Source organism: Streptomyces acidiscabies (assembly GCF_020010905.1).
GTDB classification, from domain to species: Bacteria; Actinomycetota; Actinomycetes; order Streptomycetales; family Streptomycetaceae; genus Streptomyces; species Streptomyces acidiscabies.
Genome location: NZ_JAGJBY010000002.1, coordinates 20995 through 42692 on the forward strand (window position 1 = coordinate 20995; position 21698 = coordinate 42692).

The following is a 21698-nucleotide window of genomic DNA, read 5'->3' on the forward strand; positions in this document are numbered from 1 at the left end:
CGTCACCGTGAGTTGACTGACTGTCACTCGTACGGGGTGAATCCCGGGCGAATCGTGTTCGTGTCGTCGCTCAGCGTTACTCTCGGTGTATGAGTCTCAGCCGCCTCCTCCGACCGCCCACCGCCCTGATCGCGTCGCTCGCCTCGGCGGCGCTGCTGCTGAGCGGCTGTTCCACCGGGGGTGCCGCCTCGGTTGCCGACGCCGCGCGGGCCGAGCTGGTGGCGCTGCCGAAGGCCACGCCGGCCGAGCTGTCGTCGTACTACGGGCAGAAGCTGCGGTGGCGCAGCTGCGGGGTGCCGGGCTTCGAGTGCTCGACGATGAAGGCGCCGCTGGACTACGCGAAGCCGGCGCAGGGGGACGTGCGGCTCGCGGTGGCCCGGAAGAAGGCCACGGGTCCGGGCAAGCGGCTGGGATCGCTGCTGGTCAACCCCGGCGGGCCGGGCGGCTCGGCGGTCGGCTACCTCCAGCAGTACGCCGGTCTCGGCTACCCGGCGCCGGTGCGCGCGCGGTACGACATGGTCGCCGTCGACCCGCGCGGGGTCGCCCGCAGCGAACCCGTGGAGTGTCTCGACGGGCGCGCGATGGACGCGTACACGCAGACCGACACGACCCCCGACGACCAGCGGGAGATGGACGCGCTGGTGGGGGCGTACCAGAAGTTCGCGGAGGGCTGCGGCGCCGACGCGCCCAAGCTGCTGCGGCACGTGTCGACCGTCGAGGCCGCGCGCGACATGGACATCCTGCGCGCGTCGCTGGGCGACCCGAAGCTGACGTACGTGGGCGCGTCGTACGGCACGTTCCTCGGCGCGACGTACGCGGGCCTGTTCCCCGACCGGGTCGGCCGCCTCGTTCTCGACGGCGCGATGGACCCCTCCCTGACCGCCCGCCGGATGAACCTCGACCAGACCGCCGGCTTCGAGACGGCGTTCCAGTCCTTCGCGAAGGACTGCGTACGGCACCCCGACTGCCCCCTCAGCGGCACACCCGCGCAGGTCGGCGCGGGCCTGAAGGCGTTCTTCCGGCGCCTCGACGCGCACCCGATCCCCACGGGCGACGCGGACGGCCGCAAGCTGGGCGAGGCCCTCGCGACGACCGGCGTGATCGCCGCGATGTACGACGAGAGCACGTGGGAACAGCTCCGCGAGGCTCTCTCGTCCGCGATCCGCGAGAACGACGGCGCCGGTCTCCTCGTCCTCTCCGACAGCTACTACGAACGCGACTCCACGGGCCGCTACGCCAACCTCATGTCCGCCAACGCGGCGGTGAACTGCCTCGACCTCCCCTCGGCGTACTCCACGCCCGACGAGGTGCGCGCGGCCCTCCCCGCCTTCGAGAAGGCGTCCCCCGTCTTCGGCGAGGGCATGGGCTGGGCGTCCCTGACCTGCGCGTACTGGCCGGTGGGCGCGACCGGCACCCCGCACCGCATCACCGCGCAGGGCTCCGCGCCGATCCTCGTCGTCGGCACGGTCCGCGATCCCGCGACGCCCTACCGCTGGGCCGAGTCCCTAGCGGGCCAGCTCTCCGCCGGGCACCTCCTGACGTACGACGGCGACGGGCACACGGCGTACGGGCGCGGCAGCAAATGCATCGACTCGGCGATCGACACCTACCTCCTCACGGGAGCCGTCCCAGCGCCCGGCAAGCGCTGCTCCTGACCCCATCAGGGGTGGTCGGAGCACCCTTCGGAACTGTGTAGACTTAACCCCGTTGCTGACCGCACCATGGTGCGAACGGCGCGCCGCCTTAGCTCAGATGGCCAGAGCAACGCACTCGTAATGCGTAGGTCTCGGGTTCGAATCCCGAAGGCGGCTCAGATCAAGCCCAGGTCACATCTCTTGTGACCTGGGCTTTCTGTTTGAGTGCCGCGTGAGGCTCAGTCGCGGCGTCCCGCGCCATGCAGCAGCGTGTCGACGATGCGTGTGGCCAGGGCGTCCGGGTTCTGGGCGTCCTGGTCCTCGTGGGCGTCGGGGCCGTGCAGGGCCTCGCCGATGAGGGCGTAGTAGACGCGGCGGGTCCACTCCAGGTCTGCTGCGGGGTCGAGGAGTCCCTCGTGCTGGGCCCGGGCGAGGAAGGTCAGGGACCGGGCGTTGATCTCCGTCCAGACGTCCTCGGCGGTGTCGTTCTGGGCCAGGGGATTGCCGAGTGTGAATCGCCAGGCGCCTTTGACGCGCAGTGTGTTCGCGGTGGCGCGGTGCAGGGCGACCAGTGGGGGAGCGGTGTCCAGGTGGGCGTCGTCGATGGCGTCGGTGAGCTGCTGCTTCGCGGAAGCGGCCAGTGCCTCGATGAGGGCCTGGCGGTTGGCGAATCGGCGGTGCACCGTCGTCCTGGCCAGGCCCGCGGCCTCGGCGATCTGTTCCATCGGCGCGCCGGGGTCCTCGGCGAGCACTCTCTCGGCCGCCTCCAGGATCGCGCGCACGCTGCGTTCGGCATCAGCCCGCAGAGCTCGCCCCATGGCGTCTCCCTTCCCGTCGTTTCTCTGAAGAAGGTACTCCCGAGCTGCACCTTTTCCATAAACTGCGACAGTGATGTTGCGGTTAACTCGATAATGGGTACTCTGGAGATGCGGTTTCCGTCAGGAAGCGTGCAATCGCTGTGGACATGATCAGAACCTCAGGAGTCCGTGATGGACACGAAACGACCCGTAGCACTCGTGACAGGCGCGTCCTCCGGCATCGGAGAAGCCACCGCCCTCGCCCTCGTCGAAGCGGGCTTCGAGGTGATCGGAACCAGCCGGAACACCGCGAAAGTCGCCCCCCGGGACGGCGTGACCTTCCTCGACCTCGACGTGAGCAGCGACGACTCGGTCGCCACGCTGGTCCGACAGGTCATCGACCGGTTCGGCCGCATCGACGTCCTGGTCAACAACGCCGGCATCGGCTCGTCGGGCGCCACCGAGGAGAGCTCCCTGGCGCAGCACCGGCACGTCCTCGACGTCAATGTCCTCGGCGTCGTCCGCATGACGAAGGCCGTCCTGCCGCACATGCGCGCCCAGGGCCGTGGCCGCATCGTCAACCTGTCGTCGATCTACGGGTTCGTTCCCCAGCCCTTCATGGCCGCCTATATCGCGTCCAAGCACGCGGTCGAGGGGTACTCCGAGTCCGTGGACCACGAGGTCCGTGAACACGGCGTACGGGTTTTGCTCGTCGAGCCCGGCGGGACCAGTACCGCGTTCGAGGGCAACCTCGTGCAGCCCGACACCCCGCTGCCGGTCTACGCGGAGCAGCGGCGCACCGTCGACGAGGTGATCGCCGGGGCGGTCACCGGCGGCGATGCCCCCGCCGTCGTCGCCCGGGCCGTCGTCGCGGCGGCCACGGCGCGCAGGCCGAGGCTGCGCACCACGGCGGGACCGCTCGCCCGACGCCTCAGCCTGCTGCGCCGGGTGGCTCCCGCCCGGGTTTTCGACCGGCAGATGCGCAAGTTCAACGGGCTGACACTCGTGCGTACCTCGTGACGGCAGGACGCCCCGGGCCTCGCGCCGCTCAGGACGCCGTCCACGTCTGGTTGTCCCGCCCGTTGCACTCCCACAGCACAGCCCCCGTCCCGCTCGCGCCGCCGAAGATGTCGACGCACTTCGCGGACTCGGTGGCGACGAGCTGCGTACCGGTGAGGCGGAAGCGCTGGCTCGCGGAACCGGTGCAGGTGGAGAGCTGGATCTCGGTGCGGTCCTCGGAGGAACCGCCGGCCACGGTCATGCACTTGCCGGCGGCGCGGGCCGTTCCCTCGGTGAACTGCCAGCGCTGGGAGGCGGAACCGTCACAGGCTGACTGGAAGAGCTGGAGGCCCTCGGTGCCCGCTCCGCTGCTGAGACATTTGCCCGAGGCGGCGACGACCAGTGTGCGGCCGGGAGCACTGGGGGAGGGGGAGCCGGCGCTCGGGGCGGGGGCGGTGGCCTTGTTCTCGGGGGCGGAGTCCTGCTGTCCGCCCGTGGCGGAGGGGGAGGGGGTTGCGGACGGGGCGCGGCTGGGTGTCGGGGAGTCGGACGGTGAGACGGTGGGGGACGGGGACGACGGGGCCGGAGACGATGACGGGGCCGGGGTCGTCCCGCCGCCGGGGAGCGGATCGGCCGTCGCGTTCTCCGGCTCCTGGGCGAGGGTGAGGACCAGAGCGGCCGTGGCGAGTGCGACGACGACGGCTGTCACGGCCAGCAGGAGGGTGCGGCGCCTGGAGCGGTCCTTGCGAGGAGCGCCGAGGCCGGTGGTGACGTCCAGCTGAGGAGGGCCGGGGTCGGGAGGCACCTGAGTTCGGGCTACAGGCGTACGGTTCTCCGCCGCGGCCAGCAGCAACCGCTCGGCCTCCTCCCCCGACAGCCGGTCCTCCGGCTTCGGCGCGAGCAGCCCCCGTATCAGCGGCGTAAGACCTCCGGCGTCCCGCACCTCCGGCGGCGGCTCCATCGCGATGGCGTACATCGTCTCCGTCACCGACCGCCGCAGGAACGGCGACCGGCCGTCCACGGCCTGGAACAGCGTCGCGCCGAGCGCCCACAGGTCCGCCTCGGGACCGGGAGCCGCGCCCACCAGCCGCTCGGGAGCCATGAAGTCGACGGAACCGACGAGCTGACCGGTCCGGGTGAGCCCGGGAGTCTCGACGGCCTGGGCGATCCCGAAGTCGGTGAGGACGACCCGGCCCCCCTCGGTGAGCAGCACGTTCGCCGGCTTCACATCCCGGTGCAGCACCCCCGCGCCGTGCGCCGCGCGCAACGCCGCCAGCACGCCTGCGCCGATCCTGGCGGCTTCGGACGGTGCGAGCGGGCCCTTCGCGGCGACCAGTTCGGCGAGGGTGACGGACGGGACGTACTCCATGACGATGACCGGGCGGCCCTCGTCGTCCACGACGTCGTGCACGACGACGACGTTCGGATGGCTGATCCGCGCCGCGCTGCGTGCCTCCCGCCGGGTCCGCTCGTACAGCGTCGCCAGCTCGCTCTCGTCGAGATGCGGCTGCGGGTGCAACTGCTTCACGGCGACGACCCGCGCGAGCGACTCGTCCCGCGCCCGCCACACCGTGGCCATCCCGCCACGCCCGATGCGGTCGAGGACGCGGTACCGGCCGGCGATCAGCCGTCCTTCGTCGGACACCGTGATTTCCTCATCAGGTCGGGGGAGCGCTCAGGTCACGCCGGTCAACGCCCTTGCTCTGAGCCCCTGTTGAGGAGCACGTCGCCAGTCGATGGGGGCGATCCTACGGTGGATGTCGTACGCCGTCCGGCGGTAATGGCAGAGTGCTGAGCACATGGCGTGTGATTGTCTCCTGCCGGGACCGTCCCCGAGTGAGCCGTCCCGGACGGATGGGTAGAGGAATCGCGTCCAGGGGTGTCGTATGAGAGGCGTCGTATGAGGGTCGAACTTCCGCCGGAGCCCGTGCACTTCGTGAACCGGTATCGGGAACGGGAGCGTGTGGTGAGGGCGGTGGAGGAGTGGCGGGGGAGCGGTCGGCCGCTGGTGGTGGCGTTCAGTGGGCCGGCGGGGCTGGGGAAGACCGAGTTGGCGCGGCTGGTCGCGCGGACCGTGCTGGACCGGTATCCGGACGGGGTCCTCACCGTCGACCTCGACGACCATCGCGTGGGCGGCACCCTCGACCCCGGCGACGTCCTCGCCCAGCTGCTGCGCTCGTTCGGTGTCGAACCCGCCCTGGTGGAACCGCAGTTCAAGGCGCGCTGCCGCCAGTACTGGAACCTCACGGCGGACAGACGGTTCGTGCTGCTCCTCGACAACGCCCGGTACGCCTCGGAGGTCGTCCCCCTCCTGCCCGCGTCCGGCGCGTGTGCCGTCCTCGTCGCGAGCCCCGGCCCGCTGTACGGCCTGGAGGACGGCGCCGCCGTCGACCTCGCGCTGCCCCCGCTGGACGAGGACGCGGCGACGCAGCTCCTCGAACTCGTCGCCAGGGACCCGAGGTTGGCCGAGGACCCCGAGTCCGTACGGGCCCTCGTCCACCTCTGCGACGGCCTGCCCGCCGCGCTGCACGTCGCGGGCAACTGGATCCGCGCGCACCGCCTGCGCCCGCTCGCCCGCCTGCTCCCCGAACTGCGCGGTGAGTGGGACGAGAAGGGAGTACCCGGCGTCGAGCGCGTCTGGGACACGGCGTACGGCGGACTTTCGCACCCCGCGTCCCTCCTGTACCGCCTGCTGCCCCACCACCCCGGCCCCACCTTCACGCCGGCCTCCGCGACCGCGCTGCTCGGCCTCGGCGAGGACGCGTGCCACGCCGCGCTGGAGGAACTCCACCGGGCGGGGTTGCTGAACCTCGACGAGGGCACGCGCCTGCGGTTCCCCGGGCCGCTGCACGCGCACGCGCTGCGCCGGGGCCGCGCGGACGGCGAAGAGACCGACGCCGGCCGGGTGCGGGTCCTGCGGTGGTACGTACGGCAGGCCCAGCGGGCCGATCTCCTCGTCGCCGGGCGGCGGTTGACCGTCGGCGACACCTTCCCGGCGCTGCCGGACACGCCGGACGCCGAGGTCGACGCCGACTGGCTGTACGGCGAGCGGCACGCCCTCTTCGCGTGTCTACGGCTCGCGCACGCAAGGGAGTTGGACGCCGAGGCGGTCGCGCTCGCCGAGCCCGTCTGGACGTACGCGCTCGACCATCCCCACCAGTCCGACGTCGTCGAGGCGTTCCGGCTCGCCGTCGACTCCGCCGTACGGCATGGGGCGCGGGCCGACTGGATCGTCCGGACGCGGCTCCAACTCGCGCGCCCGCTCTGGGAGTCGGGGCAACTCGACGAGGCCGGGCGGGAGCTGGACGCGGCCGAGGCGGCGGCGGGGCTGCTCGGGGACGGGGACGCCAGACTCCGGGGGTCTGTCGCGGAGTCCAAGGGGATGCTGTTGGGAGTGCGGGGTGAATGGGGGGCCGCTGTGCGGGAGTTCGAGAAGTCGCTCGCCATCCATGCGGCTGTGCCCAATCCGTACGGTGTGCTGCTCCAGACCTATCGGATCGGTGAAGCCCGGGCGTGGCTGGGGGAGTTGGAGATCGCCCGGGAGTTGCTGACCGAGGCTCGCGCGGCGGCGGTCGAGCAGAAGAGGGAGCGGATCGCGGCGCGGATCTCCTTCGCCCTGGGGGGAGTTGTGCTGCGGCTCGGGGAGGTCGACGAGGCTCGGGAGCTGTACGAGGGGGCGTTGGGGCGGGCTCTTCGGCGCGGGTCCCAGTCTGAACAGGCGCGGGTGCATGGGGCGTTGGCGGAGTTGGAGGCGGGTGCCGGGCGGGAGGCGGAGGCCGCTGGGCATCGGGAGGCCGTGGAGAAGATCAGGCGGAAGAACGGGATCAGCCCAAAGTCCGCACCGTGAGGGCCCGCAGCTGAAAGGGGCCCGGTCATACGGGCGTTGCGGCTTCGGCCTCGGTCGCTCGTCGTACTCGTACCGTGAACTGCCGTTCCCCCACCAGGCAGTTGAACTCCACCGGCTCACCGTCCCAGCCGTTCGACCACACGTGTGCCGCCGACACCGCGACCGCCGGGTCGACGTACGTGATGCGGCCGGGGGCCTCGGTGTGCGGCTCTATCCGTACCACGTACGGGAGTTCGCGGTCCCGGAACCTCAACAGGCCCTCGCCGGTGGGGTGGACGACCCCGGCGGTGCGGCAGCCGGGGTACTCGTCCAGGGCGTGGCGGGTCCAGCCGTCGGACGTCCAGGTCGGGGCGCCGGGGAGGGGGCGGCGGTACAACACCCCTGCGGAACGGGTGAGTTGCTCGCTCGACGTGCCGTGTTCCGCCGCGAGGTGGTGGCCCGGCGGGCCGAGGCCGACGGGGTGGCGGGCGATGCGTACGCCGGTGGGGGTGAGGCCGGCGTGGGTGTCGAAGGCCGTCGGGAGACGGAGGGACGGGGCGGGGTCGGGGAGGAGGCGGACCCGGGGCACCGAAGGGGGCGGGGCGAGGTCGAGGAGGGCGTACAGCTCGGCGCGCAGGCGGTCCAGGGCGTGGCCCTGGTGCGCGAACGCGGCTTGTGTCGCTGGGAGGGTGGCGCCGGGGCGGTAGGCGCGGAGGGCGGCCGGGAGCGTCGTACGGCTCAACTCCGGTACCGCGCGCAGGAGTACGTCCATGGGGCTGCCCGGGATCAGCTCCGGGCCGCCGTCCGTCGCCGCGAGGACCGGGCGGTCTCCCAGGGATGCGAAGTACAGGGCCGTCGAGCCGTGGTCGGTGACCAGCGCGTCGGCGGCGATCAGGGTTGACGCCCACTTCTCGCGGGGCGCGGCGAGGATCATGCCCGCGTCGAGGGCGGGGGAGAGGCGTTCGGTGAGGTCGTACGTGCTGAGGCGGCTGTGTTCGTTGGGGTGCACGATCAGGGCCAACTGGTACTCGTCGTACGGGAGTTGGGCCGCGAGTTCGGCGGGGAGGTCCGGGTGGCGGGCCAGCAGGGACTCCTTGCCCCAGGTCGAGGTCAGGGCGAGGAGGGTGCGGGAGCCGGTGCCGAGCGCCGCGCGGTAGCGGTCGCGCAGGGGGCGGGAAGCCAGGAGGCGTTCGAGGGTGGGGTCTCCTACGACGCCGGCCCGCCTGGCCGCGTGCGGGTCGGCCGAGGCGAGGCGGGTGACCTGGCCGGGGTGGGCCATGGCGTGCAGGGCGATCGGGGCGCGGCTCAGGTAGGCCGGGTCCAGTCCCGACGCCGAGTCCGCCGAGCCCTCCTCGCGGATCGTCTTGCTGAACCCCGCGCCGTGCGGCAACAGCACGTGCGTACCGCTCAGTTGGCCCAGCTCGCCCTTCGGGCTGGCGGTGACGACAAGCTCGTACACCTCCTTGCGGGCCTGCTCCCACGGGACGGTCCGGCCGCCCAGGGCGTCGACGACGGCCAGCGCGTCCACGCCGAAGTCCGAGCCGGGGACGAGGGTGAAGCAGCGCGTGATCCTGGAGTCACCGGCGAAGACCGGGACGACATCCAGGAGCCGGTACAGGGCGACCGCGGAGCGGGCGGCGAACAGCACCCTCGTCATGCCGGGGTTTTCGCAGGTGGGGAGGGGCTCCGGGGGGCCTGCGAGGACGGTGGCATGAGTCGATCGTAACCCTCACCCTCGCGGCGGAGATCGGGAAAGATGACCGCATGAGCGAATGGGGAGTCGCCCTGATAGCCGCGGGTTCCGCGGTCGCGGGCAGCATCGTCACCGGTTGGTACGCCCGCGGCGCCGGCATCCGGCAGGCCGAGGCGGCGCGGCACGCGGGGGACCGCCAAGCCGAGGCGCTCCTGGAATCCGTACGGATCACGGTCCGCGCGGACGCCGAGCAGCGCGCCCGCGCCGAACGCCGCCGCGTCTACGCGGAGTTCCTCGCGGCGGCGGAGGCGAGGATCCTCACGGAGCGGACGGGGCGGGGCGGCGCCGAGGACGAGGCGGCGTTCCAGCGGGCCCTCGGCCTGATCCTCCTCGAAGGCCCGGCGCCGGTCGCGGAGGCGGCCCGGGGGATCGCCGGGGCCTTGCGTGGGCATGTGTCGCCGGACGAGTTGGAGGGGGCGAAGTCGGCGTTCATCGGGGCGGCTCGGGAGGCTTCGGGGGGTACGGGGTGACGGTGGCCGGAGGGGGCTGCGGGCTGCGGATGGCGTGACCGGGCGTCCGGCGGTGACCGGCTGGCCAGCGCGACCGGCCGGCCCCAGCCACCCGCCGTATCCGTACTCGAATCCGCCCCCGATCCAAACCCGTGCAAAAAGGAGGTAAAGCAACCCACTCGTCCGACAACGCGCGCCCTTGAGGCAACATCTTGGTGAACGGTCGGCGCCGATGGTGAGAATGGGTGCCCGGCCGGCCGGGAACAGGGACGTGGAACAGGGGAGTGCAGCCGTGGTGGAGCCGAGGATCGCGGTTGCCGTGGTGACGATGGGGAACCGGCCCGACGAGGTCGACGCCCTGCTGGAGTCCGTGGCGAAGCAGAGCCTCGCGCCCGCGCGGATCGTGATCGTGGGGAACGGCTGCCGGCTGCCGGAGTTCACGGACCGGCTCGCTCTTCCGGGTGAGGTCACGCTGATCGAACTGGACGAGAACCTGGGCTGTCCGGGTGGCCGCAACGAGGCGCTGGCGCGGCTGCGGGAGTTCGGTGACGTGGACGTCGTCGTGGATCTCGACGACGACGGCCTGCTGCCCGACCCCGACACCCTGCGCGGCGTACGGGACCTGTTCGCCGCGGACGACGAGCTCGGCATCGTCGGCTTCCGCATCGCGGACGAGCACGGGGAGACGGCCCGCCGCCATGTCCCGCGCCCCGGGAATCCGGACCCCATGGACGGCGGGTACGTCACCGGGTTCCTCGGCGGCGGGCACGCCCTCAGCATGCGGATGCTCGCGCAGACCGGCGACTGGCCCGCCGAGTTCTTCTTCGCGCACGAGGAGACGGACCTCGCGTGGCGGGCGACCGACGCGGGCTGGAAGATCCTCTACGCCCCCGAGCTGCTGCTCCAACACCCCAAGACGTCCCCCGCGCGGCACGCGATCTACTACCGGGTCACCGCCCGCAACCGCGTCTGGCTGGTCCGCCGCAACCTCCCCCTCCCGCTGATCCCCGTCCACCTCGGCATCTGGCTCGCGGTCACCCTCCTGCGCACCCGCTCCCTCGCGGGCCTGCGCGCATGGTTCGCGGGCTTCGCGGAGGGCGTCCGCCAGCCGGCGGGGCCACGGCGGCCGATGCGGTGGCGGACGGTGTGGAAGCTGACGAGGCTGGGCCGCCCGCCGATCATCTGAACGCCGGTCGAATGGACGCGGGTTGGCTGGACGGCGGTCGGCTGAGCTCTCGGCGTTCGCGCCCGGCCCGTACGAGCCCCGGGCATTCGCGCCCCCGCCGCCCGATGCCCCGCCCCCCGAGGGCCGTCCGCCGTGTCGGGGCGGCCGGTGTTCGGTCACCCGGCGGGCCGTTCCCGCTCCCCCCTCACTTCGCGTCCGCATAGCACTCCACCACCGCCGTGCTGAACGGGAACCTCACCGGCGTCTCCCCGAACGTCAGCCGGGCCGCCAGCATCGACGCCTCCCGGATCGCCGACACCACTGCCTCCGCCTCGTCCTCGGGACAGTGCACGATCACCTCGTCGTGCTGGAAGAAGACCAGTTCCGCCGCCATTCCCGCGCACGCCTGCCGGAGGGCGGCCAGCAGCAGGAGGGCCCAGTCCGCCGCGCTGCCCTGGACGACGAAGTTGCGGGTGAAGCGGCCCCGCGCGCGGGCGTTGGTCGAGGCGTAGCCCGGCACCCAGGCCGACGGGGACTCCTCGACCGGGATGCCCGCCTCGTCCCCTGTGCCCTCCGCGTCCTCGCCGGTCGCCGCGGGCGGGCACGTACGGCCCAGCCACGTGCGCACCAGCCGGCCCTCCTCGCCCGCGCGGGCCGCCTCGTCGACGTACTCCACCGCGCGCGGGAAGCGGCGGCGCAGGGCTGCGAGATTCTTGAGGCCGTCGCCGGAGGTCTGGCCGTACACCGCGCCGAGGACGGCGAGTTTGGCCTGGTCGCGGTCGCCGGAGAAGGCGCGGTCGGACACCTCCTGGTACAGGTCGCTCGCCCGGCCCGCGACCTCCATCAGCCCGGGGTCGCGGGAGATCGCGGCGAGGATCCTCGGCTCCATCTGGTCCGCGTCCGCGACGACGAGCCGCCAGCCGGGGTCCGCGACGACCGCGCGCCGGATCACCTTCGGGATCTGGAGCGCGCCCCCGCCGTTCGTCACCCAGCGCCCCGTGACCGTGCCGCCCGCGAGGAATTCCGGGCGGAAGCGGCCGTCGCGGACCCAGTCCTGGAGCCAGCTCCAGCCGTGCGCCACCCAGATGCGGTACAGCTTCTTGTACTCGATCAGCGGCGCCACGGCCGGGTGGTCGATGGTCTCGATCTCCCACCGCCGGGTCGACTTGACCTTGATCCCGGCCTGCGCGAACGCCTTGACGACGTCGGCGGGGAGGTCGGGCCGTACGCGCCTGCCGAACGCGGCGGAGACCTGGTCCGCGAGTTCGGCGAGGCGGCGGGGTTCGCCGCCGCCCGCGTACCGCTCGCCGAGCAGTTCGCCCAGGACGCTGCGGTGGACGTCCGCGCGCCAGGGCAGCCCCGCCGCGTTCATCTCGGTCGCGACGAGCGTCCCCGCCGACTCCGCCGCCGTCAGCAGGCGCATCCGCGCGGGGTGCTCCGCCAGGTCGTGGCGGCGCATCTGGTCCCGGTACACCTCCACGAGCTCCCCGACCGAGAGCCGCGCGCGGGCCTCGCCCGGCTCGAACAGGGAGGGCTGGGCGCCCGGCTCTACGGCCCGTACGGGCAGGTCAGCCGGTACGGCGGTGCCCCGCAAGCGCGCGAGCGCGGCCCACGCCGACTTCGGCGACCCGAACCTTCCCTCGTGCCCCAGCAGCAGGTTCTCGGCGACCTCCACGTCGTAACACCGCTCCACGCGGGCGCCTGCGGCGACGACCCCCGCGTACACCTCCGCGCTGCTCCGCCACACCCACCGCCCCACGTCCCCCCGCTTCCGCACGGCCTCCCCCACACTCGCCTCCCGCACGACGTCCCCCGTCAGCACGCCGTCACCCCCGAGGGGGGCGACCTCCACGCCACCTCCCTCGCCCGGCACCAGAACCCAGCGATCACTCATACGCCGAGTGTGGCAGGCGGGACTGACAACGCCGTGAAATGGGTGGTAACGGTAGAAAAGGGGGCGTCGGGTGGGTGGGGTGGAGATACGGACGGCGCTCCGTCGAGGGGCGCGAGGTCGGGTGGCCGTCGCTGGGCGCGGAGGGGGCGACTGTCCTGAGGGGGCAAGTGCCCGAGGGGGCGTGCCCGAGGCGACTGGCCCCGAGGTGACCGGCCCTGAGGCGGCCGGGTCCGAGGTGACCGGCCCGGAGGTGACCGGCCCGGAAGTAACCGGCCCGGAGGTGACCAGGGTCGAGGTGACCGGGGCCCGAGGCGGCCTGCGTCCGAGGCGGCCAGCGCCCGAGGATGCCTGCGTCACGACTCTCGCCCGTGCCGAGGAAGCCGAGGCATAGGCCCTTGCCGATGCCGAGGCCATCGGCGAATACCTCAAGGCCGAGGCCACCAGCCTCACCAGCGAGCTTGCCGCGACAGCCGTCCCCGGCATCCCCGCCCTCAGCAGCTCCGTACCGACCCGGCCCGGACGAACCCCCGGCCCGCCCCGAACCAGCCCGCCCCGTCCCCGGCCGCCCCTCCGGTCACCCCTTCTTCTGGATCGTCACCGTCGCCAGCACCTCCGCCACGAACCCCTCCACCCCCGGCTTCGTGACGCCCAGTCCGCTGAGAGGGCCCGCGCCGTTCTCGTGCTCAAGCAGCGCCAGCAGGATGTGTTCCGTGCCGATGTAGTTGTGGCCCAGGCGCAGGGCCTCACGGAAGGTGAGTTCGAGGACCTTCTTGCCCGCCGCGCTGTACGGCAGGAGGTCGGGGGACTCGGCGGACGCCGGGAGCGTCGCGACGGCGGCCTCGCGGACGGCCTCCAGGGACGTACCCTGCGCGGCCAGCGCCTTCGCGGCGATCGCCTCCGGCTCGGAGAGCAGGCCGAGGGTGATGTGCGCGGGGAGCGTCTCCACCGAGCCCGCGTTCTTCGCCTCCGTGTCCGCCGCGACCAGGACGTTGCGCGCGCGGGGCGTGAAGCGGGCGAAGTCGATGTCCAGGTCCTCCGAGTCCTTGGGGACGAAGCGTTTCTGGGCGGCCTGGCGGGTGACGCCCATGCTGCGGCCGATGTCGGTCCAGGACGCGCCGGAGCGGCGTGCCTGGTCGACGAAGTGGCCGATGAGGTGGTCGGCGACGTCCCCGAGGTGCTCGCCGGCGAGGACCGCGTCCTGGAGCTGGTCGAGGGGTTCGGGGTGGACCTTCTTGATGGCGACGATGAGGTCGTCGAGACGGACGGATGACGTGATGTTCTCGGGCTCGGTCATGTGTCAACCGTAAGTTGACACCCCTTGAGTGTCAACCTTGGGTTGACGATATTGAGCCACTACGCGCGCGGGCCGGAGAACGCAGAGATCGCGCTCCACGCGCGCGTGCACGGGAGACGACGCCGACCCGCCCTCCCGCGCGCGTGCGCCCCAGCGCCGTCGCCCTCCTACGCGCGCGTGCCCCCCAAACCCACCCCGTGACACCATCACCGAGTGAGCCAGCCCCACCCCACCCTCGCCAAAGCCCTCGCGACAGCCCTGTACGACACCACGGACGCCACCCTCGACACCGCCGCCTCCCTCCTCGCCGCCGACCCCACCACGGACCCCGGCCTCAAGGCCAAGGGCGAGGAGCTCCTCGCGACGGCCTGGACGAGGGGCTGGCAGCCCGCCGACCTCGTACGGCTCACCCGCCGCGACCTGGACGACGTACACGTCCGTCACCTCGCCGCCCTGATCCGCGCGCAGGCGGGTAACGACCGCGCGCGGGGTCCGCGTTGGAAGGCTCAGCTGGAGGCGCTCCCGGTGGAACCGGCGCCCCCGGCGGACAGGTTCACGCAGGCCACGGCGGTCCTGGAGCTGTACCGCCGCCTCCTGCGCCTGCCCACGCTGGAGCCCCTGACCGAGCCGCGCCGGCCCACCCGCGCGGGCGCGGACCGTACGCTCACCCGGATCCGCGCGCTGCTCGCGAAGGCGGAGGCGACGACGTACCCGCAGGAGGCGGAGGCGCTCACCGCGAAGGCGCAGGAGCTGATGGCGCGGCACAGTGTGGACGAGGCGCTGGTCGACGCGGCGGCGCCCGCGCCGGACGCGCCCGCGGCCTGCCGTATCGGCGTGGAGCCGCCGTACGAGCAGGCGAAGGCGATCCTGCTGGACGCGGTGGCGGAGGCGAACCACTGCCGGTCGGTGTGGAACGAAGGTTTCTGCTTCTCGACGGTGGTCGGTTTCGAGGCGGATCTGGAGGCGGTGGAGCTGCTCTACACCTCGCTCCTGATCCAGGCCCAGACGGCGATGGCCCGCGCGGAGGCGGCGCAACGGGCGTCCGGCCGCAAACGCACGAAAACGTTCCGCCAGTCCTTCCTCGCGGCCTACGCACACCGCATGGGCACGCGCCTGGCGGAGGCGACCCGCACACAGATCCCGGAAAACCTGCTCCCGGTTCTCGCGACGCGCGACGTAGCGGTGGTCAACGCGACGGACGAACTGTTCCCGCACACGGTCAGCACGAGGCTGCGGGGGATCACGGACGAGGCGGGATGGGTCGAGGGGGCGGAGGCGGCGGACCGGGCGAGGGTGGGGGAGTGGCGGGGGTTGCCGGGGGCGTGAGGGTTGCGCGGTGCGCGGGCCGTCAAGCGTGGCGCGAGCCTGCCAAAGCGAGGGCGCGAGCCCGTCAAGCGGGCACGAGCCCTTTAAGCGGGGGCGAGTCCATCAAGCGTGGCGCGCCTTGATGCGCCCGCGCACCTCGCCAGCGACTGCACGGCCCTCAAGCGGGGCCCAAGCCCGCCAAGCGCGGCGCGGCCGTGCAAGGCCGGGCCGCGTAGCGCGTGCCGCTGGGGGCCTGGCGCGAGTCGTCCCGCCGTCGGCCTAGCCACACCTCTACGCCCTCCGAGCCTCAGCTCCGACCGGGCAAGGCCCGGGCTGTGGAGCGCGTACCGCCGGGCCCGGCGCGAGCCGCCTCGCCGTCGGCCTCCGGCCCGACCGCACCCCTACGACTCCCCGAGTCTCAGCTCCGGCCCACCCGCCCCGAGCCCGCCAAGCGTGGCGCGGCCGAGCAAGGCCGGGCCGCGTAGCGCGTGCCGCTGGGGGCCTGGCGCGAGTCGTCCCGCCGTCGGCCTAGCCACACCTCTACGCCCCCTGAGCCTCAGCTCCGACCGGGCAAGGCCCGGGCTGTGGAGCGCGTACCGCCGGGCCCGGTGTGAGCTGCCCCTCGCCGTCGGCCTCCGGCACGACCGCACTCCTACGACCCCCGAGTCTCAGCCCCGGCCCACCCGCCCCGGGCCCGCCAAGCGTGGTGCGGCCGAGCAAGGCCGAGCTGTGAAGCGCGTACCGCCGGGCCTGGCGCGAGCCATCCTGCTGTCGGCCTCTGGCCCGACCGCGCCTTTACGACCCCCCTGAGCCTCAGCCCCGGCCGAGCAAGGCCCGGGCCGTGTAGCGCGTGCCACTGAGGGCTCAGCGCGAGCCGCCCCGCTGTCGGCCTCCGGCTCAACCGCACCTTTACGACCCCCGGTCTCAGCTCCGACCGGGCAAGGCCCGGGCCGTGTAGCGCGTACCGCCGGGGGCCCGGCGCGAGCCGCCCCTCGCCGTTGGCCCTCGGCCCGACCGCACCCCTACGACCCCCGAGCCTCAGCCCCGGCCCACCCGCCCCAAGCCCCCGTCTCAGTCCCCAGCCTGCTGGAACCCGCTAACCGTCGCGTCCGGCGTCTTCGTGTCCTTCAGTACGACATCCCCGTACGACCAGTCGAACTCCTTGCCCGACCCCTCCGCGAGTCCGAACTCCAGCTTCTTCGCCGCGATCGCCTTGTCGCCGTCACCGCGCGTGTACGTGATCGTGAAGGAGGCCGTGCCCTGGGCCGGCAGGGGCACCGTCTGGGCGACCGCCGCCGGGTCTTGGGGGACGGCGACGGACGTGTCGCCCGCCTTCAGCTGGACCTTGGGGAAGCCGGCCAGCGAGCACTCGGCGCCGGTGTTGGTGATCGTGAACGTCACGTTGCCGCTGTCCCCGACACCGGGAGCCGCGTTGACGGGGCCGGCCTGCGTGTCCAGCTTGTCGACGGCGCAGGTGGAGCCGCCGGCGGCAGGCGCGGACGCCGACGGCGTCGTACCGGAGTCGGCGTTCTTGTCGTCGTCACCGCCCCCGGAACAAGCAGAAAGTAGAAGGGCCGCAGAGAAAGCGGCGACGCTGAGGCGGAGCGGAACGGCGCGCATGAACTGATCCCTAGGAACGAGTGACGTTGCTCAGGGGGATCATCCCCTACCCCAGCCCCCCGGTCGGCACACCCGACGGCAGCACGCTCCCGTCCGCCTTGGTGTACGTCTCCTTCCCCACACTCCCCGTCCAGGTCACGACCAGTTTCTCCGCATCGACGGAGTCGACCATCCCGGTCGTACGGTCCTTGTTCCCGGTGAGACAGGTGAGGTGGATCATCCGCATCCCGGCCTCCTCACCGGCGGTCCCGTTGCAGACGGTGCCACCGGTCGCGTACAGCGTCGCCTTGCCGCCCTCGACCATGAGAACGACGGCCTGCCCACCGGCGCTACCGAGCCAGCTGCCGGCGAGGGGGGTGGACGCGGACGGAGAGGGGGCGGCGGTGGTGGTGGAAGCCGTCGACGGCTCGGGCGAGGGCGACGAGGAATCCCCGCCACCACTGCTGCACCCGGCCATGAGTACGACCCCCACCACCAGACCCACGCCACGCAAGCCCACTGAAGCCACCGCACACTCCAAGCGCTAGAAGCCGAGAACGACGGCAAGCTACCAGCCGCATCAGGCACGGGACTTGGAACCAACTGTGAGTGGACTTACCTAGGGGCGCGGGGCTGTGTCTATTTGCGGCTACCGCCGCGTGGGCGCGACCAACCACGACGGCGCCGCACCCGAAAGACCACCTACCAGGAACTCTTCCGAACCCCCGGCAGATACCCCGCATGCGCCTGCCCCCGCAAACTCACCCGAGACAACCCGAACGCCCGGAAATACCCCCGAGGCCGCCCATCCACCTGATCCCGATTCCGCACCCGAGTAGCACTCGCATCCCGAGGCTGCCGCTCCAACTCCCGCCGAGCCGCAGCCCGTTCCTCCTCCGAGGACGACGGCCGCCGAATGACCTCCTTCAACTCGGCCCGCCGCTCGGCATACCGAGCAACAACCTCCTGCCGCCGAAGATTCGCCGCGATCTTGCTCTTCTTCGCCATCAGACCCGCACCCCCCGAGCCCGAATCCGGGCCACCGCAGCCTCGACCCCGATGGAGTCGACCGTCTTGATCCCCTTGGTGCTCAACCGGAGCCGCACGTAACGGCCTTCACCCGGCAACCAGTACCGCTTCGACTGGATGTTGGGATCGAACCGCCGCGAAGTCCGCCGGTGGGAGTGCGAGATGCGGTTCCCGAACCCCGGCTGCGCCCCCGTCAGCATGCAGTGCGCCGACATGAGTGACCTACCTCTCTCGATCGACTATCGCTAATGGAATTCATTTTCAGTAAGATACCAGCATGGCACGCAACGAACTCCGCCCGGTCATCAAGCTCCGCTCCACGGCGGGGACCGGCTACACGTACGTCACCCGCAAGAACCGCCGCAACGACCCGGACCGTATGACCCTGCGCAAGTACGACCCGAGGGTCGGCCGCCACGTCGACTTCCGAGAGGAGCGCTAGAGACATGCGTAAGGCAATCCACCCGGCGTACGGGCCCGTCGTCTTCCGTGACCGTGCCGCGAACTACGCCTTCCTGACCCGCTCGACGATGACGAGCGAGAAGACGATCGAGTGGGAGGACGGCGCGACGTACCCGGTCGTCGACGTCGAGATCTCGAACGTCAGCCACCCCTTCTATACGGGTACGGCCCGAGTCCTGGACACGGCCGGCCGCGTCGAACGCTTCGAGAAGCGCTACGGAAAGCGGGCCGGCGCGTGACCCTGTCCGTGGCGATCGTCGGCGGGCTCCACACGGAGGCCCGCAAGGCGACGGTCGCCCAACTCCTCAGGGACGTACCGGGAAGCGTGGTCCTGCACCACGACCTCGCTACGGCGACGGCGGGCACGGTCATCCGCACGATCCACGACGAGACGGGCCTGGTCGCCGCAGGCGAGGCCCCGCTGTCGAACGACTGCGCCTGCTGCGCGCTGCGCGAGGACCTGGTCCCGGAACTCCGCCGCCTGGAGGACGCGGGCACGACGACCCTGGCGATCGTAGAACTCTGGGACTCGGTGGAACCGAAGGCGATGGCGGAGGTGGTGGCGGCCTCAGGCCTGACGGTCACCTCGGTCATCACGGCGATCGACCCGGCCCTGCTCATCCCATACCTGGGCAACGGCGACGACTTGTCGGAACGAGGCCTGGCGGCAGCCCCCACGGACCAACGCACGGTGGCAGACACGTTCGCCCGCCAACTGGAGTACGCCCCGGTCCTGGCAATAGTCGACTCCCCCGAAGCGGACGACGAGGACCGCGAGTTGCTGACCCAACTCCACCCAACGGCCCGCCAGGTCCCCGTGACGGGCGGCCACCTAGGAGGGGACCTGGCGGGCATCACGGACGAGGACTGGGCGAGGTTCCTGTCGGATGCGCAAGCAGATGCACCTGCACAGGACAACGAACCTCAGGCTGGCGCAGCCAGGGGCGCGGGGCTGGATCAATTTGCGGCTCCGCCGCGGGGCGCGACAAGCCACGACGACGCCGCACCAGCCGAAGCACCTCAGCCTGACGCTTTTAGGGGCGCGGGGCTGGATCAATTTGCGGCTCCGCCGCGGGGCGCGAGCAACCACGAACAAGCCGCACCCGCCGAAGCACCTCAGCCACCCACGGACCTCAGGGGCGCGGGGAACTGCGCGAACAGCCACAACGCACCCGCACCCGCCGAAGCACCTCAACCCACCCCCCTCGCCCGCGAAGCCCTCGCCGGCTTCGACGTAGAAGCCGCAGCCGCAGCCCAACACCCCGCCTCCGCCCTCCTCCCCTCAGACGCCGACAACCACGGCGTCTCCACCTTCGTCTGGCACAGAGCCCGCCCCTTCCACCCGGAACGCCTCTACGAAGCACTCGAAGACCTGACCTGCGCGGCAGCGCGCAGCAGGGGCCGCTTCTGGCTGGCTGACAAGCCGGACACCCTCCTCCACTGGGACGCGGCAGGCGGAGCACTCTGCGTAGAGGCCGCAGGCCCTTGGCTCGCGTCACTCCCGGACGCAGCCTGGGACATGGTCCCCCCGACCAGACGAGCAGCCGCAGCCCTGGACTGGCACCCAGAACACGGCGACTGCTGCCAGCACTTGGTGTTCACCTCCCCCGGCCTGGACCGCGACGGCCTCGAACACCTCCTGGAGCACTGCCTGTTGACGGACGCCGAGTACGAGGCGGGCCGCACGGCGTGGCAGAACCTCCCGCCCGCCTTCGACACCCTCCTGGAGATCTGATGCCCCCGCGCAAGCTCGACCGCAAGCCCCAGAAGCCCCGCCCCAATCCCTTGGACCAGGCGAAGATCACGTACATCGACTACAAGGACACCGACCTGCTGCGGAAGTTCATCTCGGACCGGGGCAAGATCCGCAGCCGCCGGGTCACGAGGATCACGGCCCAGCAGCAGCGCCAGGTATCGCGCGCGATCAAGAACGCGAGGGAGATGGCGCTACTCCCGTACGTGTCGAAGTAGTTCACGCGGAACCCCCCGAAGGGGCGGGTGGCTTACGGGAGTTGTCCCGTGAAGCCGCCCGCCCCTCGCGTCATCCCCGGCTACGACGGCCCCGGCACCCGCAGCCGGAAAGGCCCCCAAGTCCTAAGTACCCCACCCGACTTGGGCCCCTGCAACGGCCGTAGCCCGCGTCCGCACCCACAACACCCCCACCACGCCCGCACCTCGACGCACCCGGTTTCCCCACACCCGCGCCGTAGGGTGCCGCAAGTGGAGCCTCCCGGTCCGCCGGACGGTCGTGATCCGGCCAACAACCGGACTGGACCAATCGGTTGAAGACAGGAACACCGAGGCCCCGGCGTGCGTCTTGATAGATGGAGCGCCCTGGAACGTGCTCGGTAAAACGTGCGTCAAACCTGTAACCGCGACGGCACGCCGCGTGCACGTGCATCTGCTCACGCATCTGCACATGAACGGAGTTATGATCCGGACAGTTGACCACTGCACCAACGGCCGCAAGAGCCAGTGCACCAGCAGGGAGCGACCTGTGGACCACGACGTTGACGGGGGACGCGACGTGTACAACGGCATGACGGCCACGCAGTTGCACGGGGTGGCCTGGCAGAAGAGCAGGCACAGCAACTCGCAGGGAAACTGCGTGGAGTTCGCGCGCCTGCCCGGCGGCGACGTCGCGGTGCGCAACTCGCGCTTCCCGGACGGACCCGCGCTGGTCTACACGCGCGCGGAGATAGAGGCGATGCTGCTCGGCGTCAAGGACGGTGAGTTCGACCACCTGATCGCAGGCTGAGAGCGGCCGTTCCGGGAGACGGACGGCCGCTCTCCGTATACGACACGCCGGTGACGCGCGTAGAACTCGCGCGCCCGGCGTCGTACGTATCCGTACGTCACTCGGCGGGGGTGCCGAGCCCGAAGAGGGCCCACACGACCTTGCCGCCGAGCGCGCCGGCCAGCGGGTGCCAGCCCCAGCTGTCGGCGAAGGAGTCGACGAGGAAGAGGCCGCGCCCGGACTCCGCCGCGAAGTCGTCGGTCTCGCGCGCCTCGGGCGTCGTACGGCCCGGGTCGCGCACCGCGCACACGAGCCGTCCGGTCCACCGCATCAAGTGCAGCCGCACGGGCGGCTGGTGGTCGTCGGAGCCGTTCGACTCGGCCTGGGCGGACGGCAGTCCGTGCCGCAGCGCGTTGGTGACCAGTTCGGAGACGACGAGACAGATGTCGTCGAAGCGGTCGCCGACGTCCCACTGTCCGAGCGTGCGGCGGGTGAACTGCCGTGCCTCGCGCACTGCTTCGAGGCGGGCGGGCAGAGCGCAGGAGGCGGCGTTGGACACGGCCGCGGGATCCAGCGGCGGAAGGCCCTGCCGTAATGGCTTGAGCATGGTCGATCCATTCGTCCCCATGCGAGGCACTCCCGGGAATTCGCGTGTCGTTGCGATGCAGCGGTGGCGCGAGACCATGTTTTCGGATGCGACCGGCGGATGCAAGGGCAGATGCACGTGCACGTGACCGAAATGAGCCGCCCGTGGG

At 71.8% G+C, this 21698-nt stretch carries 21 protein-coding genes and 1 tRNA gene; 12 read left to right on the forward strand and 10 right to left on the reverse strand.

Annotated features, from left to right (window positions below):
- The first annotated feature begins 89 nt into the window (after positions 1 to 89).
- Together J8M50_RS27025 and J8M50_RS27030 are read left to right on the forward strand one after the other, a co-directional pair.
- Positions 90 to 1655 (forward strand): alpha/beta hydrolase, encoded by a 1566-nt coding sequence (locus J8M50_RS27025; RefSeq protein WP_010358419.1) that lies wholly within the window; start codon positions 90 to 92, stop codon positions 1653 to 1655.
- 82 nt (positions 1656 to 1737) lie between these two features.
- Positions 1738 to 1811: transfer RNA gene (locus J8M50_RS27030), tRNA-Thr, on the forward strand.
- Between the two features lie 62 nt (positions 1812 to 1873).
- On the opposite strand, the gene J8M50_RS27035 is transcribed toward J8M50_RS27030, so the two are convergent.
- Complete coding sequence (locus J8M50_RS27035; RefSeq protein ID WP_010358418.1) at positions 1874 to 2452, reverse strand: TetR/AcrR family transcriptional regulator; 579 nt, start codon at positions 2450 to 2452, stop codon at positions 1874 to 1876.
- Between the two features lie 171 nt (positions 2453 to 2623).
- Here J8M50_RS27035 and J8M50_RS27040 point away from each other — a divergent pair, with 171 nt between their 5' ends.
- Positions 2624 to 3451, forward strand: a complete 828-nt coding sequence (locus J8M50_RS27040; protein ID WP_010358417.1) for an oxidoreductase — start codon at positions 2624 to 2626, stop codon at positions 3449 to 3451.
- A gap of 28 nt (positions 3452 to 3479) precedes the next feature.
- On the opposite strand, the gene J8M50_RS27045 is transcribed toward J8M50_RS27040, so the two are convergent.
- Positions 3480 to 5075 (reverse strand): serine/threonine protein kinase, encoded by a 1596-nt coding sequence (locus J8M50_RS27045; protein ID WP_010358416.1) that lies wholly within the window; start codon positions 5073 to 5075, stop codon positions 3480 to 3482.
- A 255-nt stretch (positions 5076 to 5330) separates the two neighbouring features.
- Between J8M50_RS27045 and J8M50_RS27050 the strand changes: the two genes are divergently transcribed.
- The gene (locus J8M50_RS27050; protein ID WP_010358415.1) at positions 5331 to 7277 is read left to right on the forward strand and encodes an NB-ARC domain-containing protein; all 1947 of its coding nucleotides are present in this window, start codon (positions 5331 to 5333) and stop codon (positions 7275 to 7277) included.
- 25 nt (positions 7278 to 7302) lie between these two features.
- On the opposite strand, the gene J8M50_RS27055 is transcribed toward J8M50_RS27050, so the two are convergent.
- Positions 7303 to 8913 (reverse strand): hypothetical protein, encoded by a 1611-nt coding sequence (locus J8M50_RS27055; protein WP_010358414.1) that lies wholly within the window; start codon positions 8911 to 8913, stop codon positions 7303 to 7305.
- A gap of 107 nt (positions 8914 to 9020) precedes the next feature.
- Between J8M50_RS27055 and J8M50_RS27060 the strand changes: the two genes are divergently transcribed.
- Both J8M50_RS27060 and J8M50_RS27065 read left to right on the forward strand, forming a co-directional pair.
- On the forward strand, positions 9021 to 9479 hold the full coding sequence (locus J8M50_RS27060; protein WP_010358412.1) for a hypothetical protein: 459 nt from the start codon (positions 9021 to 9023) through the stop codon (positions 9477 to 9479).
- Between the two features lie 271 nt (positions 9480 to 9750).
- Complete coding sequence (locus tag J8M50_RS27065) at positions 9751 to 10644, forward strand: glycosyltransferase family 2 protein (RefSeq protein WP_010358411.1); 894 nt, start codon at positions 9751 to 9753, stop codon at positions 10642 to 10644.
- 184 nt (positions 10645 to 10828) lie between these two features.
- Here the strand turns inward: J8M50_RS27065 and J8M50_RS27070 are convergent, their stop codons facing one another.
- A complete protein-coding gene (locus J8M50_RS27070) occupies positions 10829 to 12517 on the reverse strand; it encodes a bifunctional 3'-5' exonuclease/DNA polymerase (protein WP_029184426.1) in 1689 nt (562 codons plus the stop codon).
- A gap of 574 nt (positions 12518 to 13091) precedes the next feature.
- Positions 13092 to 13811, reverse strand: coding sequence for a Clp protease N-terminal domain-containing protein (locus tag J8M50_RS27075; protein ID WP_010358409.1), 720 nt, complete (start codon positions 13809 to 13811; stop codon positions 13092 to 13094).
- A 213-nt stretch (positions 13812 to 14024) separates the two neighbouring features.
- Here J8M50_RS27075 and J8M50_RS27080 point away from each other — a divergent pair, with 213 nt between their 5' ends.
- Positions 14025 to 15137 (forward strand): DUF2786 domain-containing protein, encoded by a 1113-nt coding sequence (locus J8M50_RS27080; protein ID WP_010358408.1) that lies wholly within the window; start codon positions 14025 to 14027, stop codon positions 15135 to 15137.
- Positions 15138 to 16187: 1050 nt separating this feature from the next.
- Here J8M50_RS27080 and J8M50_RS27085 read toward each other — a convergent pair.
- From J8M50_RS27085 to rpmB, 4 genes are all read right to left on the reverse strand, one after another.
- The gene (locus J8M50_RS27085) at positions 16188 to 16736 is read right to left on the reverse strand and encodes a DUF4232 domain-containing protein (RefSeq protein WP_010351409.1); all 549 of its coding nucleotides are present in this window, start codon (positions 16734 to 16736) and stop codon (positions 16188 to 16190) included.
- Between the two features lie 46 nt (positions 16737 to 16782).
- Positions 16783 to 17244 carry a hypothetical protein gene (locus J8M50_RS27090; protein WP_223786340.1) on the reverse strand — a complete coding sequence of 154 codons (462 nt, stop codon included), beginning with the start codon at positions 17242 to 17244 and terminating at the stop codon, positions 16783 to 16785.
- Positions 17245 to 17417: 173 nt separating this feature from the next.
- The gene (gene rpsN, locus J8M50_RS27095; RefSeq protein WP_010351411.1) at positions 17418 to 17723 is read right to left on the reverse strand and encodes a 30S ribosomal protein S14; all 306 of its coding nucleotides are present in this window, start codon (positions 17721 to 17723) and stop codon (positions 17418 to 17420) included.
- Complete coding sequence (rpmB, locus tag J8M50_RS27100) at positions 17723 to 17959, reverse strand: 50S ribosomal protein L28 (RefSeq protein ID WP_010351412.1); 237 nt, start codon at positions 17957 to 17959, stop codon at positions 17723 to 17725. The genes rpsN and rpmB overlap by 1 nt, the downstream gene beginning before the upstream one ends.
- A 62-nt stretch (positions 17960 to 18021) precedes the next feature.
- Here rpmB and rpmG point away from each other — a divergent pair, with 62 nt between their 5' ends.
- The 5 genes from rpmG to J8M50_RS27125 all read left to right on the forward strand — a co-directional run bounded on the left by rpmG (position 18022) and on the right by J8M50_RS27125 (position 20964).
- Positions 18022 to 18186 carry a 50S ribosomal protein L33 gene (rpmG, locus tag J8M50_RS27105; protein ID WP_010351413.1) on the forward strand — a complete coding sequence of 55 codons (165 nt, stop codon included), beginning with the start codon at positions 18022 to 18024 and terminating at the stop codon, positions 18184 to 18186.
- A 4-nt stretch (positions 18187 to 18190) separates the two neighbouring features.
- Positions 18191 to 18445, forward strand: a complete 255-nt coding sequence (locus J8M50_RS27110; RefSeq protein WP_010351414.1) for a type B 50S ribosomal protein L31 — start codon at positions 18191 to 18193, stop codon at positions 18443 to 18445.
- Positions 18442 to 19941 carry a CobW family GTP-binding protein gene (locus tag J8M50_RS27115; protein WP_010351415.1) on the forward strand — a complete coding sequence of 500 codons (1500 nt, stop codon included), beginning with the start codon at positions 18442 to 18444 and terminating at the stop codon, positions 19939 to 19941. Before J8M50_RS27110 ends, J8M50_RS27115 begins: the two co-directional genes overlap by 4 nt.
- Complete coding sequence (gene rpsR, locus J8M50_RS27120) at positions 19941 to 20177, forward strand: 30S ribosomal protein S18 (protein ID WP_010351416.1); 237 nt, start codon at positions 19941 to 19943, stop codon at positions 20175 to 20177. The genes J8M50_RS27115 and rpsR overlap by 1 nt, the downstream gene beginning before the upstream one ends.
- Before the next feature lie 526 nt (positions 20178 to 20703).
- Complete coding sequence (locus J8M50_RS27125) at positions 20704 to 20964, forward strand: DUF397 domain-containing protein (RefSeq protein ID WP_010351418.1); 261 nt, start codon at positions 20704 to 20706, stop codon at positions 20962 to 20964.
- Between the two features lie 97 nt (positions 20965 to 21061).
- Here the strand turns inward: J8M50_RS27125 and J8M50_RS27130 are convergent, their stop codons facing one another.
- Positions 21062 to 21550, reverse strand: coding sequence for an ATP-binding protein (locus J8M50_RS27130; RefSeq protein ID WP_040835590.1), 489 nt, complete (start codon positions 21548 to 21550; stop codon positions 21062 to 21064).
- Positions 21551 to 21698: the final 148 nt, after the last annotated feature.

Excerpts from the sequence above, each read along its gene's own strand:
- rpsN (WP_010351411.1), bottom strand. The coding sequence starts at position 17,723 with ATGGCGAAGAAGAGCAAGATCGCGGCGAATCTTCGGCGGCAGGAGGTT.
- rpsR (WP_010351416.1), top strand. The coding sequence starts at position 19,941 with ATGCCCCCGCGCAAGCTCGACCGCAAGCCCCAGAAGCCCCGCCCCAAT.
- J8M50_RS27130 (WP_040835590.1), bottom strand. The coding sequence starts at position 21,550 with ATGCTCAAGCCATTACGGCAGGGCCTTCCGCCGCTGGATCCCGCGGCC.
- J8M50_RS27025 (WP_010358419.1), top strand. The coding sequence starts at position 90 with ATGAGTCTCAGCCGCCTCCTCCGACCGCCCACCGCCCTGATCGCGTCG.
- J8M50_RS27060 (WP_010358412.1), top strand. The coding sequence starts at position 9,021 with ATGAGCGAATGGGGAGTCGCCCTGATAGCCGCGGGTTCCGCGGTCGCG.
- J8M50_RS27040 (WP_010358417.1), top strand. The coding sequence starts at position 2,624 with ATGGACACGAAACGACCCGTAGCACTCGTGACAGGCGCGTCCTCCGGC.
- J8M50_RS27055 (WP_010358414.1), bottom strand. The coding sequence starts at position 8,913 with ATGACGAGGGTGCTGTTCGCCGCCCGCTCCGCGGTCGCCCTGTACCGG.
- J8M50_RS27050 (WP_010358415.1), top strand. The coding sequence starts at position 5,331 with ATGAGGGTCGAACTTCCGCCGGAGCCCGTGCACTTCGTGAACCGGTAT.
- J8M50_RS27075 (WP_010358409.1), bottom strand. The coding sequence starts at position 13,811 with ATGACCGAGCCCGAGAACATCACGTCATCCGTCCGTCTCGACGACCTC.
- rpmB (WP_010351412.1), bottom strand. The coding sequence starts at position 17,959 with ATGTCGGCGCACTGCATGCTGACGGGGGCGCAGCCGGGGTTCGGGAAC.
- J8M50_RS27035 (WP_010358418.1), bottom strand. The coding sequence starts at position 2,452 with ATGGGGCGAGCTCTGCGGGCTGATGCCGAACGCAGCGTGCGCGCGATC.
- J8M50_RS27085 (WP_010351409.1), bottom strand. The coding sequence starts at position 16,736 with ATGCGCGCCGTTCCGCTCCGCCTCAGCGTCGCCGCTTTCTCTGCGGCC.
- J8M50_RS27070 (WP_029184426.1), bottom strand. The coding sequence starts at position 12,517 with ATGAGTGATCGCTGGGTTCTGGTGCCGGGCGAGGGAGGTGGCGTGGAG.
- J8M50_RS27110 (WP_010351414.1), top strand. The coding sequence starts at position 18,191 with ATGCGTAAGGCAATCCACCCGGCGTACGGGCCCGTCGTCTTCCGTGAC.
- rpmG (WP_010351413.1), top strand. The coding sequence starts at position 18,022 with ATGGCACGCAACGAACTCCGCCCGGTCATCAAGCTCCGCTCCACGGCG.